The sequence below is a fragment of the Rhizobium sp. PAMB 3174 genome (genome assembly GCF_052908375.1).
Genome location: NZ_CM128608.1, coordinates 4174409 through 4187335, shown reverse-complemented (window position 1 = coordinate 4187335; position 12927 = coordinate 4174409). Strand labels below are relative to the sequence as shown.

At 63.1% G+C, this 12927-nt stretch carries 9 protein-coding genes and 1 pseudogene; 6 read left to right on the top strand and 4 right to left on the bottom strand.

Translation table 11 applies throughout. The features are described 5' to 3' along the window. Positions 1-4431 (bottom strand): annotated as a pseudogene (gene gltB / locus ACU5AY_RS19955) (glutamate synthase large subunit); the annotation flags it as partial. Positions 4432-5025: 594 nt separating this feature from the next. On the opposite strand from gltB, the gene ACU5AY_RS19950 reads away from it, so the two are divergent. The 5 genes from ACU5AY_RS19950 (at position 5026) to ACU5AY_RS19930 (ending at position 9018) form a co-directional block, all read left to right on the top strand. Then, on the top strand, positions 5026-6075 hold the full coding sequence (locus tag ACU5AY_RS19950) for a threonine aldolase family protein (protein WP_446827510.1): 1050 nt from the start codon (positions 5026-5028) through the stop codon (positions 6073-6075). 275 nt (positions 6076-6350) lie between these two features. After that, positions 6351-6659: a BufA1 family periplasmic bufferin-type metallophore gene (locus ACU5AY_RS19945; RefSeq protein ID WP_446827509.1), complete on the top strand. Its 309-nt coding sequence runs from the start codon at positions 6351-6353 to the stop codon at positions 6657-6659. A gap of 68 nt (positions 6660-6727) precedes the next feature. Beyond that, positions 6728-7639, top strand: coding sequence for an MNIO family bufferin maturase (gene bufB / locus ACU5AY_RS19940; RefSeq protein ID WP_446827508.1), 912 nt, complete (start codon positions 6728-6730; stop codon positions 7637-7639). Then, entirely contained in the window at positions 7632-8405 is a 774-nt protein-coding gene (locus ACU5AY_RS19935; protein ID WP_446827507.1) for an HvfC/BufC N-terminal domain-containing protein, read from the top strand. The genes bufB and ACU5AY_RS19935 overlap by 8 nt, the downstream gene beginning before the upstream one ends. A 28-nt stretch (positions 8406-8433) precedes the next feature. Further along, the gene (locus ACU5AY_RS19930) at positions 8434-9018 is read left to right on the top strand and encodes a DoxX family protein (RefSeq protein WP_446827506.1); all 585 of its coding nucleotides are present in this window, start codon (positions 8434-8436) and stop codon (positions 9016-9018) included. A gap of 84 nt (positions 9019-9102) precedes the next feature. Here ACU5AY_RS19930 and ACU5AY_RS19925 read toward each other — a convergent pair whose 3' ends face one another. Then, on the bottom strand, positions 9103-9573 hold the full coding sequence (locus ACU5AY_RS19925) for an Hsp20 family protein (RefSeq protein ID WP_446827505.1): 471 nt from the start codon (positions 9571-9573) through the stop codon (positions 9103-9105). A gap of 400 nt (positions 9574-9973) precedes the next feature. Here ACU5AY_RS19925 and ACU5AY_RS19920 point away from each other — a divergent pair, with 400 nt between their 5' ends. Then, positions 9974-10960 (top strand): alpha/beta fold hydrolase, encoded by a 987-nt coding sequence (locus ACU5AY_RS19920; RefSeq protein WP_446827504.1) that lies wholly within the window; start codon positions 9974-9976, stop codon positions 10958-10960. Here the strand turns inward: ACU5AY_RS19920 and hisN are convergent, their stop codons facing one another. Together hisN and ACU5AY_RS19910 are read right to left on the bottom strand one after the other, a co-directional pair. After that, the gene (gene hisN / locus ACU5AY_RS19915; RefSeq protein WP_446827503.1) at positions 10961-11734 is read right to left on the bottom strand and encodes a histidinol-phosphatase; all 774 of its coding nucleotides are present in this window, start codon (positions 11732-11734) and stop codon (positions 10961-10963) included. It lies immediately after the preceding gene. 296 nt (positions 11735-12030) lie between these two features. Continuing rightward, complete coding sequence (locus ACU5AY_RS19910) at positions 12031-12915, bottom strand: N-formylglutamate amidohydrolase (protein ID WP_446827502.1); 885 nt, start codon at positions 12913-12915, stop codon at positions 12031-12033. Positions 12916-12927 lie beyond the last annotated feature (12 nt).

The window sequence follows — 12927 nt, the reverse complement described above, 5'->3', positions numbered from 1 at the left end:
GTCTTCTTCCGGAACCGGCTCCAGCTCGACCATCGCCATGTTGCAGCGGGCCGAGAAATCACCGGCTTCGTCGAGAACATAGGCCACGCCGCCGGACATGCCGGCCGCGAAGTTGCGCCCCGTTTCGCCGATGACGACGACGACGCCGCCCGTCATGTATTCGCAGCCGTGATCGCCCACGCCTTCGACGACGGCGACGGCGCCGGAGTTACGCACCGCGAAACGCTCGCCGGCGACGCCACGGAAGTAGCATTCGCCCTCGATCGCGCCGTAGAGCACGGTGTTGCCAACGATGATCGACTGTTCCGGAACGATCCTCGTGTTTTCCGGCGGACGGACGATGATGCGGCCACCCGACAGGCCCTTGCCGACATAGTCGTTGCCGTCACCGATCAGGTCGAAGGTGATGCCGCGAGCCAGGAACGCGCCGAACGACTGGCCGGCCGTGCCGCGCAGCGTCACGTTGATCGTGTCGTCCTTCAGGCCCTTGTGGTTCCAGCGCTTGGCCAGCTCGCCCGACAGCATCGCGCCGGCCGACCGGTCGACGTTGCGGATCGGCATTTCGAAGGCGACCGGTTCCTTGCGTTCCAGCGCCGGCATGGCCTTCTCGATCAGCTTGCGGTCGAGAATGTCATCGATCGGATGATGCTGGCGCGAGGTCCAGTGGGTCGCCTCCTTCGGCGCATCGACCTTGTGGAAGATGCGGGAGAAATCGAGCCCCTGGGTCTTCCAGTAGTCGAGCATGGTTTCCTTTTCGAGGAGACCGGATTCGCCGATGATGTCGTTGAGCTTCGTGTAGCCCATCGACGCCAGGATCTCACGTACTTCCTCGGCAATGAAGAAGAAGTAGTTGACGACGTGCTCCGGCGCGCCCTTGAACCGCTTGCGCAGGACAGGATCCTGGGTCGCGACGCCGACCGGGCAGGTGTTCAGGTGGCACTTGCGCATCATGATGCAGCCGGCAGCGATCAGCGGCGCGGTCGAGAAGCCGAATTCGTCGGCGCCGAGAAGCGCGCCGATGATGACATCGCGACCGGTCTTCAGACCACCGTCGACCTGCAGGGCGATGCGCGAGCGCAGGCCGTTCAGCACCAGCGTCTGCTGGGTTTCGGCAAGGCCGATTTCCCACGGGCTGCCGGCATGCTTGAGCGAGGTCAGCGGCGAAGCGCCGGTACCGCCGTCATAGCCGGAGATGGTGATGTGGTCGGCGCGCGCCTTGGCCACGCCGGCGGCAACCGTGCCGACGCCGACTTCCGAGACGAGCTTGACCGAGACGTCGGCCTCGGGGTTGACGTTCTTCAGGTCGTAGATCAGCTGCGCCAGATCCTCGATCGAATAGATGTCGTGGTGCGGCGGCGGCGAGATCAGGCCGACGCCCGGCGTCGAGTGACGGGTCTTGGCGATCGTCGCATCCACCTTGTGGCCGGGCAGCTGACCGCCTTCGCCGGGCTTGGCGCCCTGCGCGACCTTGATCTGCAGCATGTCGGCGTTGACCAGGTATTCGGTCGTCACCCCGAAGCGGCCCGAGGCGATCTGCTTGATCGCGGAGCGTTCCGGGTTCTTCGAGCCGTCGAACAGCGGCATGTAGCGGTCGGCTTCCTCGCCGCCCTCACCGGTATTCGACTTGCCGCCGATCCGGTTCATGGCGATGGCGAGCGTGGTGTGCGCCTCGCGCGAAATCGAGCCGAAGGACATGGCCCCCGTCGAGAAGCGCTTGACGATTTCCGTCGCCGGCTCGACCTCGTCGATCGACACAGGCGTACGGCCGAGCGCCGCGGCGTCCTTGATCTTGAACAGGCCGCGAATGGCGTTCATGCGCAGCGCCTCGCCGTTCACCATGTCGGCGAACGCCTTGTAGCGATCCTGGGCATTGCCGCGCACGGCGTGCTGCAGTTCGGCGACCGCATCCGGCGACCATGCGTGGCTTTCGCCGCGCATGCGGAAGGCATATTCGCCGCCGACGTCGAGCGTGCCGGCGAGAACCGGGTCACGACCGAAGGCCGCGGAGTGGCGATCGGCGGTTTCGCGGGCGATTTCCTCAAGGCCGATGCCTTCGATGGTCGTCGCGGTGCCGAAGAAGTACTGGTCCACCAGCGCCTTGGAAAGGCCGACGGCGTCGAAGATCTGCGCGCCGCAATAGGACTGGTAGGTCGAGATGCCCATCTTGGACATGACCTTCAGGATGCCCTTGCCGATCGCCTTGATGTAGCGATAGACGACTTCGCTGGCATCGACTTCCTTCGGGAACTCGCCGCGCGCATGCATGTCGAGCAGCGTGTCGAAGGCGAGATACGGGTTGATCGCCTCGGCGCCGTAACCGGCGAGACAGCAGAAATGATGTACTTCGCGCGGTTCGCCGGTTTCGACCACGAGACCGACCGAAGTGCGAAGCCCCTTGCGGATCAGGTGGTGATGCACGGCGGCGGTGGCCAGCAGCGCCGGGATGGCGATGCGGTCCGGGCCGATCTGACGGTCGGAGAGCACGATGATGTTGTAGCCGCCGCGAACGGCCGCTTCGGCGCGCTCGCAGAGGCGCTCCAGCATTTCCGGCATGCCTTCGGCGCCACGCTCGGCATCATAGGTGAAGTCCAGCGTCTTGGTGTCGAAACGGTCCTCGGTGTGACCGATCGAGCGGATCTTCTCGAGGTCGCCGTTCGTCAGGATCGGCTGGCGCACTTCGAGACGCTTCGCCTTGGCCGCACCCTCGTGGTCGAGAATGTTCGGACGCGGACCGATGAAGGAAACGAGGCTCATCACCAGCTCCTCGCGGATCGGGTCGATCGGCGGGTTGGTGACCTGGGCGAAGTTCTGCTTGAAATAGGTGTAGAGCAGCTTCGACTTCGACGACATGGCCGAGATCGGCGTGTCGGTGCCCATCGAGCCGATCGCTTCCTGGCCGGTGGTGGCCATCGGCGACATCAGGATCTTGGTGTCTTCGGATGTATAGCCGAAGGCCTGCTGGCGATCGAGCAGCGACACGTCGCGGCGCAGCGCGCGCGGCTCCACCGGCTTCAGATCCTCGAGGATCAGCTGCGTCTGGCTCAGCCACTTCTGGTAGGGATGCCTGGAGGCAAGCTCCGTCTTCATTTCCTCGTCGGAAACGATGCGGCCCTTTTCCATGTCGATCAGCAGCATCTTGCCCGGCTGCAGGCGCCACTTCTGGATGATGTCCTCTTCCTTGACCGGCAGCACGCCGGCTTCCGACGCCATGATGACGCGGTCGTCGCTGGTGACGATATAGCGGGCCGGACGCAGGCCGTTACGGTCGAGCGTCGCGCCGATCTGGCGGCCATCGGTGAAGGCGACGGCGGCAGGCCCGTCCCACGGCTCCATCAGGGCGGCATGGTATTCGTAGAATGCCTTGCGCTCTTCGCCCATCAGCTGGTTGCCGGCCCAGGCTTCCGGGATCAGCATCATCACCGCATGGGCCATGGAGTAGCCGCCGCGCACGAGGAACTCGAGCGCGTTGTCGAAGCAGGCGGTATCCGACTGGCCTTCATAGGAGATCGGCCAGAGCTTGGAGATGTCGTCGCCGAAGAGCGGCGAGGACACGGACGCCTGGCGGGCGGCCATCCAGTTGACGTTGCCGCGCAGCGTGTTGATTTCGCCGTTATGGGCGACCATGCGATAGGGGTGCGCCAGCTTCCAGGACGGGAAGGTGTTGGTCGAGAAACGCTGGTGGACGAGGGCGACGGCGCTTTCGAAGCGCGGATCGTTCAGGTCCTTGTAGTAGGCGCCGACCTGGTAGGCCAGGAACATGCCCTTGTAGACGACCGTCGAGGTCGACAGGGACACGAAGTAGAAGCCGAGGTCGCGGCCCGCCTCTTCCGCATAGATACGGTTGGAGATGACCTTGCGCAGGATGAACAGCTTGCGCTCGAATTCGATGTTGGCGGTGCAATCCTCGCCGGCGCCGATGAAGACCTGCACGTGGCGCGGCTCGGTCGCGGCAATGTCAGGCGCCTTGGAGAGCGACGCGTTGTCAACCGGCACGTCGCGGAAGCCGAGCAGGACCTGGCCTTCCTCGGCAACGACTTCGGTGATGATGTCCTTGAAGTGTGCCGCAAGCTCTTCGTCCTGCGGCATGAAACAGTAGCCGACCGCATATTCGCCCGCCTTCGGCAGGGCCACGCCCTGCGCCGCCATTTCCTCACGGAAGAAACGGTCGGGGATCTGCACGAGAATGCCCGCGCCATCGCCCATCAGCGGATCGGCACCAACAGCGCCGCGATGCGTCAGGTTTTCCAGCATGAACAGGCCGTCCTTGACGACCTGATGCGACTTCTGGCCCTTCATATGGGCGACGAAACCGACGCCGCAGGCGTCATGCTCGTTGATCGGATCGTAGAGACCCTGCTTCGGCGGAAGACCGCGCGCCGCTTCACGCATAACGGTCCGGATGGCTGTCGAACCGGCCGCCTGGCGTGCCATGGCCGCTGATGGCGTCATCTTCGTCATCGTCATTCCTCCTGCCGGCCCGCAAATCCGGGCGTTCTGTTGGGTGCTGGTCACCGGAAAACCGGGTCTACAGGCTCTTTGCAATATTCATTTGAAGCCAGCTGCAGCCATCCTCTGTCGGGACGGTATCCAATGAGCCTGCGGCCGCTCTCTTAAACAATGGCCCTGAAGGCGTGCCGTTGTCGGCGCCGATCAATCGTCAGGACTATAGCGTTTTCGGCCGGTATGGTCAGGCCCCTTGGCGATATTTTTGCCGCAAGGCTGAAATTAGGACAACAAAGCTGACCTAATTTCGATAAATCTATGACAGAAAGCCGGGCTTTTCGCAAGAGCCTCGAAATAAATTCTGCAGGCTCTGGCGGTCGAAGCTTTCTCGAATGCTGACATTTCTGAAACAAGCTTCCGTCAACGCCATCTTCTGCGCAATGGCAAATCTGCATCGAAAATGACGGCAGCTGTGCCGGGATTGAAACCGTGGTCACATGGCGTATACCGAAGGCTCAAGACCGTGACGCTTCCCTGACATATCCGCAAGCCGACGATCCACCATCAGAGAGACCCACCTTCATGTTCTTTGCCTCCGACAACTGGGCCGGCGCCCATCCCGCCATCAGCGAACGCCTGTTCAAGGAATCCGGCCGCTTCGCAGCCGCTTACGGCACGAGCGACCTCGACCGTCACGTCGAAAAGACGTTCAACGAAATCTTCGAGAAGGAGGTCGCCGTCTTCTTCGTCGGCACCGGGACGGCCGCCAACTCGCTCGCGCTCGCCAGCATAGAGAAGGCCGGCGGCGTTACCTTCTGCCATTCCGACGCCCACGTGGTGGCAGACGAATGCGGCGCACCGGAATTCTTCGCCAATGCATCGCGCCTGTTCACCGTCCCCGGCCCCGAAGGCAAGATCGACCCGGCACGCCTGCAAGCCGCCATCCGCCGCTTTCCGCAGGACGCCGTACATCAGGGTCGCGCCCAGGCCGTCACCATCACCCAGGCGACTGAGGCCGGCACCATTTACAGTCTGCAGGAAATAGAGACGATTTCCGCCATCGCCGCCGAACACGGACTGCCGCTTCATATGGACGGAGCCCGTTTCGCCAATGCGCTCGTCGCGCTCGGAGCCACCCCGGCCGAAATGACCTGGAAGCGCGGCGTCGACGTGCTGTCCTTCGGCGCCACCAAGAATGGTTGCTGGTGTGCGGAGGCGCTGGTCTTCTTCAAGCCCGACATGGCGCGCGACCTGCCCTTCATTCGCAAGCGCGGCGCACAGCTCTTCTCCAAGACCCGCTTCATCGCAGCCCAGTTCGACGCCTACCTCAAGGACGACCTGTGGCTGGAGCTTGCAGGTCACGCCAATGCCATGGCGGATCAGCTGCGCGACGGACTGGACAAGAGCCCCCATGGACACCAGGCATGGCCGACGCAATCGAACGAGGTCTTCGCCGTCATCGACGAGAGCGTTGCGAAAAAGGCCGAGCAAGCCGGCGCGAAGTTCTATGACTGGCCGGTCCCCGTCGACGAGCCCTACATGCTGAAGGACAACCAGCGACTGATCCGCCTCGTCACCAGCTTTGCGACCAGCGAGGAGGATGTCGGCCATTTTGTCGACCTGATCGCCTGACAGGCGACTCCATATCGCGATCCAGAATGCCGGCCGGATATCCGCGCCGGCTTTTCTTTTGGCATCGGTATCTGGCGCCATTGCTATGCCTGCCTGATCACCGCCCCATCACGCACCCGTCAGAAATGCGCAAAAAAGTCTCACGCCAGAGTGACGTTGAATAACGCGCCATTGATTTCCAATTGATCGCGGCATTTGGGAGTGTCTCCTCACCGGAACGAACGAACCGGTCCGCAACGAGAAGATGCGGATTTCAATTTCCAGAGGAGAATACAATGACCACCAAGACCGCCTTCAATGCATCCGCTCTCGCCGGCGCCGTTGCTCTCGCAGTCACCGGCCTTGCCGCCCTGTCCGCCACCGGCGCACAGGCCGCCGAGAAGGAAAAGTGCTTCGGCGTCGCCATGGCCGGCCAGAACGACTGCGCCGCCGGTCCGGGCACGACCTGCGCCGGCACCTCCAAGGTCGACTACCAGGGCAACTCCTGGAAATACGTCGAAGCCGGCAGCTGCACGACCATGATGCTGCCCGGCGACCGCATGGGTTCGCTGACTGCGCTCGAGCGCGACGTTCCCAAGGCTTGATCGGCTAGGACGGCGCATCGGGCCAACCGGCCCGATGCGCCCTAGAATACCAACCCGGGAGAGCCGTCATGACTGCAACAAAACTCCAGTCCGAGTTCACTGCGACCGGCTTTCCGGCCTTCACCATGCCGCGCCGCGCCGGTGCCGGCTTCAAGACCACCCACGCCGATCAGATCCTCGCCGACGACTACCGGATCGGCTTTCTGGAAGTGCATGCGGAAAATTACATGGGCGCCGGCGGCCACCCGCACCGCATCCTGACCACGATGCGCGGGCAGTTCCCCCTTTCCATCCATGGCGTCGGCCTGTCGATCGGCTCCCCGCAGGGCCTCGATCCGGACCACCTCGCCCGACTGAAGGCCGTCGTTGAGCGCTACCAGCCCGCACTCGTCTCAGAGCATCTCGCCTGGTCAACGCACGACACGACCTTCTTCAACGACCTTTTGCCCGTCCCCTATAACCGTGACACCCTGAACCGTGTCGTCGAACACATCGACCAGGTCCAGGATGCGCTCGGCCGCAAGATGCTGCTCGAAAATCCGTCGACCTATGTGGCCTTCAACCAGTCGACGATGAGCGAGACGGATTTCATCCGCGAGATCGCGGCGCGCACCGGCTGCGGCCTGCTGCTGGACATCAACAACGTCTACGTGTCGGCAACCAATCACGATTTCAAACCGCTCCGATACCTCTCCGACTTCCCGCTGGATCTCGTCGAGGAAATTCACCTCGCCGGACACGCCGAAGACACCGACGACGAAGGCGACAGGCTGCTGATCGACGCCCACGACCGCCCGGTCGATGAAGCCGTCTGGTCTCTTTATGACATCGTCATCGGCCAGACCGGGCCGCTGCCGACGCTCATCGAATGGGACAATGACGTGCCCGAATGGGACGTGTTGAAACGGGAAGCGCTGCTGGCGGAGGCCATTCTGGACGGCCACGCCGGCAATTACCTCATGGGAGCCCGGCATGGCTGAGACCGCCACGACAAGGCTCGCCGCGGCCTTTTCCGGCGCGCTGTTCGATCCCGACCGGCCTTTGCCCGACGGCGTCGTCGGCCCGGCCGGCAAGCAGGCGACGAAGCGCTTTTCGGTCTACCGCAACAACGTCTCCGTCAGCCTTGTAAACGCGCTGGCCGACATTTTCCCGACCGTCCAGCGGCTGGTCGGCGAAGACTATTTTCGCGCCATGGCCCGGATCTATGTCCAGGAGCATCCGCCGCAGTCACGTTTGATCTTCGAGTATGGCGGAAACTTCGCCGATTTCGTCGCAGACTTCGAGCCGGCAAGGCATCTGACCTTCCTGCCGGATGTCGCCCGGCTGGAACGTCTTTGGCTGGATGCGTTTCACGCGGCCGATGCCTCGCCGCTTGATCCGGCGGCCCTCTCCGCCTTTCCGCCCGAACAAATCGCGGACCTGCGCTTCACCGTTCATCCGGCGACGCGGATTTTCCGCGCGTCGCACGCCGCCGTTTCCATTGTCTCGCGCGATCGCTCCGGGCAGACGCTTGCCGATCTCGACCCGACAAAGGCCGAGGACGGACTGATCACCAGACCCGGCTTCGACGTCGAGCTGCGTCACCTTCCAAAAGGTGCGGCAAGCTTCCTCGAAGCGCTGGCCGCGGGGCGGACGCTTGGCGATGCGGCCACGGTGGCGATGACAGAAAATCCGGAACTCGATCTGTCCGGCACGATCGCCGGCACGCTGGAGGCCGGCGTCTTTACAAAATGCACTACCGGCTGAGAGCCGGACGGACCTGGGGGGCCATGAAATGACAATCCTGCAAACGCTGACAAGGCTCTATGCCGATATCTTTTCCTCCATCGAGCGAGCATTGGACGGCTGGTTCCTGGGACTTGCCGCCCGGCTGGTCTTCCTGGCCGTCCTCTACCTCTATTTCCTGAACTCGGCGCTGACCAAGGTCGGTGACGGACTGCTCGGGCTCGTGCGCCTGTCCGCCGGCGCCTACTACCAGATCGTCCCGCAGGCGGTGGATGCCGCCGGCGGCGATGTGGACGCCATCGGCTTCCTACCCTGGGGCCTGATCGTCCATCTCGGCACTTATGCCGAATTCGTCCTGCCGGCCCTGATCGTTGCAGGGCTGTTCACCCGCGCCGCGGCACTGGGTATGATCGGCTTCATCGCCGTGCAGACCCTCGTCGACATTACCCTGCACATGGTCGATGCCGAAACGATCGGCGCGCTCTTCGACCGCTTTCCCGACAGCGTGATTGCCGACCAGCGGCTGCTCTGGGTCTTCCCGCTTGCCTATCTCGCCATCAAGGGAGCCGGCCTGGTGTCGCTCGACGCCCTGCTCTGGCATCGCTGCCGGCCGGTTGCAGCTATTGCCGCGTAGCAAGCCGGGCACGGTCCCACCAACGAAAAACGGCACCCCGATCGGGGTGCCGTTCCATGTTCAAGGCATTGTCAGGCTCGCGCGTCAGGCGGCGTTGGCCTGTGCCTCGATGGCCTTCTGCTGGTTCGCAGCGCTCGCGTCGATCGCGATCCGGCGCGGCTTCATGGCCTCCGGAATGTTGCGCAGAAGGTCGATGTGCAGGAGCCCGTTCTTGAGCGAAGCGGACTGGACCTCCACATGGTCGGCAAGCTGGAAGCGGCGCTCGAAAGCACGCTTGGCGATGCCGCGGTAGAGGTACTCGTTTCCGTCTTCGAGCTCCTGGGCCTTTTCACCCTTCACGATCAGCACCTGGGCATGGGATTCGATCGAAAGCTCGGTTTCGTCGAAGCCGGCGACGGCCATCGTGATGCGGTAATTGTTCTCGCCGGTCCGCTCGATGTTGTAGGGCGGATAGGCGGGAGCCTGTTCGGGCTGGCCGACGCCGTCGAGCAGGTTGAACAGACGGTCGAAGCCGACGGTGGAACGATAGAGGGGGGAGAAATCAAATTGACGCATGGTGTCCTCCTTCATGAAGCGACGATGTGCGGTTGCTTTTATCTTCGGCGTCCCGTTCTGGCGAAACCGAAGCACTTTGCGGACCCATTGACTTTGAGCGGCGCCCGCAGAAACGAGATGGGAATTGCCGATTTCGAATTCAAGAGCCGCGCGCGAGCCGCAAACCTGAACCTCGGGTGAACGGCCGGTTCCACCCAAATTCAGCTTGAACTTAATATGAAGGAGACCGTCGGACCGAATGCGTCCGGCGGCTGGGGCAAAACGTCCCGCCCGCCTCAGCCTATCTTGGCCGGCTCGTCGCGCGTAACTGGACGGGCCGGTCTTTTTTCTTTGACGAGCGCCGGGGCTTGCGCCTACTCATGGGTGCTCCGTTCAATTCCCGACGCACCGGATCAGACTGATGATGGAAGCCAATCTGCGCCTGAGCGCCGACAATCCGCCGCCGCGCAACTACACGGCGGGTTTCTTCACCGGACGCGATGGTGTGGCACTGCGCTATGCGATCTTCCGCACCGAGCGCAGCCTCGCCCGCGGCACCATCATCATTGTCCAGGGCCGCAACGAAAGCATCGAAAAATACTTCGAAACCATCCGGGACCTGAACCAGCACGGCTTCTGGGTGGCGACCTTCGACCTTCGCGGCCAGGGAGGCTCCGAGCGCCTTCTGCCCGATCCGCGCAAGGGGCACGTCGGGCGCTTCGCCGACTATGAGGAAGACCTGGAAACCTTTCTGCAGAAGGTGGTGCTGCCCGATACCCGCCTGCCCTTCTATCTCATCGCCCATTCGACCGGCGGACTGATCACGCTGTCGGCCGCGCCGAGGCTTGCCAACCGCATCGAGCGCATCGTCGTCGCCTCGCCCTTCGTTGCGCTTCGCCGCAACGGCATGTCGCAGGGCACCATCGGCCGGATCGCCGGCGCATTTTCCATGCTTGGCCTTGGCGACTGCAGGCTGACCGCCGATGCTGGTGAACCGCCGTTCGACGGTAACGTGCTGACGTCGGATCCGGCGCGGTTTGCACGCAGCCGGCAGATCACGAAACTTTATCCTGAGCTGGCGGTCGGGCCGCCGACGGCGCGCTGGATCTACGAGGCGACGAAGACGATGAAAAAGGTGCACGGCCACCAGCACCTCGCCTCCATCATGATCCCCACTCTGGTGCTGGCCGGCAGCAACGACCGGCTGATCCCGATCGAGGCGCACGAAAAGCTGGCGGAATACTTCCGCGCCGGCCACCTGATCACCATTCCCGGCGCCCGCCACGAAATCTTCCAGGAGCGCGACATTTTTCGCGCCCAGGCGATGGAAGCGATCAAGGCCTTCATACCGGGAGCGGATGCCGAAGAGCGGGAAGCCGGCGACGCCGAGGCCGCCGCCGAGGCCTGATCAGCCGGCGAGAAGCGCCATCGCCTCCGCATGGACCGCGGCGCTGCCGGCGGCGATGATGCGACCACCGTTTTCCGGCCTGCCGCCTTCCCACGTCGTCATGACGCCACCGGCCTGCTCGATCAGCGGGATGAGCGCGCCGACGTCATAGGGCTTGAGACTGTTTTCGACCACCAGGTCGACGTAGCCTGCAGCCAGCAGCGCATAGGCATAGCAATCGGTGCCGTAGCGGAACAGCCGAACCTTCTCCTCGACCGCCCGGTATCGCGGCATGTCCTCGCCTGCAAAAAGATGCGGCGAGGTGGTGAACAGGATAGCGTCCGACAGCGAGCCGCAATCGCGCGTCCTGATCTGGCGCGTGCCGTCCGGACCGGCATACCAGGACGCGTTGCCGTCGGCGAAATAGCGCTCCCGTGTAAACGGCTGGTCGACCATGCCCATGACGGCGCGTCCGTTCTGCTGCAGCCCGATCAGCGTTCCCCATACCGGCACGCCGGAAATGAACGCCCGCGTGCCGTCGATGGGATCGATGACCCAGACGAGTTCGCGGTCCAGGCCGATATTGCCGTGCTCCTCGCCGAGGATGCCGTGCTCGGGATAATGCTGCTCGATCAGCGCGCGGATCGCCGTCTCCGCGCCGCGATCGCCTTCCGTCACCGGGTCGAAGCTGCCGACCTCCTTGTTGACGACGGCGGCGCCGCTTCTGAAGCGCGGCAGGGTTTCCTTGCTGGCGGCATCCGCGAGGAGATCAAAGAAGGCGCGATTGGGAAGCATGAGACATCCATCTGCAGGCGGGAACGATGCTCCTGCTCTACCCGAAAACGGGTGTGATGCAAATGCCGCAGTTTGCGCGCATTTTCACGGCAAATGACGAAATGCACATTTTTTGATCGCCGCGCATTCGCTAGGCACTTGACTTTTGTGCGCCGCAAAAATAACGTTTCCATACAGTCTTCCGACTGTAAATACCCTCCTTGGGTGTTTCCTCCCTAGACTTAACCGCGCCTAAGGCGCGGTTCTTTTTTGCCGAGACGGCGTATTTCCGACAATTCTAAAGTAAAGAAGTCGCTTTATTCTGCGGCAAGCGCAGTATCGGCGGCGAAGTCGTCGACGAACTCGGAAAGCCTTTCCATGAAGGCACCGATGGCTGCTGCCACGGCATGGAATTCCGGCCTTTTCTGCAGCGTTACTTCGTCGATATAGAGCGCCCTATTGATCTCGATCTGCAGTGCATGCAGGCCGCGCGCCGGACGTCCGTAATGTTCGGTGATGAACCCGCCTGCATAAGGCTTGTTGCGGATCGCGCTGAAGCCCATTTCCTCGAGGATCTGGATCGCCGCGCGGGAAAGGTCCGCCGCCGCGCTCGTGCCGTAGCGGTCGCCGATGATGAAATCTGGCCGGATCGGCGAACCGGCAACGCGGACATTGCCGGGCATCGAATGGCAGTCGACCAGAATGCCGAAGCCGAAATGCACATGTGTCCGGGCGATCAGCCGGCGCAGGCAGGCGTGATAGGGCTTGTAGACCCGCTCCACCCGTTCCAGCGCCTCTTCCACCGGCAGCCGGTGGGCGTAGATTTCCATGTTTTCCGCCACCAGCTTCGGCACGGTGCCGAGACCGCCGGCAACCCGCAGCGAATTGATGTTGGCATAGGCCGGCAGCTTGCCCTCGAACATGCGCGGGTCGAGCTCGTAGGGTTCCCGGTTCACATCAAGATAGGCACGCGGAAAATGCGCCACCAACAGCGGCGCACCGAGATCTGTGGCGGACGCGAAGAGTTCGTCGACGAAGTGATCCTCCGAGCGGCGGATCGAATGCGCGTCGAGCCGCGTCTGGCGCAGGAAGTCCTCGGGGTAGTGGCGCCCGCTGTGCGGGGAATTGAACACGAAGGGAACCCTGACCGTTTCCGGCTCGCGGACCTCGAAAAGGTCGCTCTCACGTTTCGCCCAGTCCATTTCGCCTCTTCG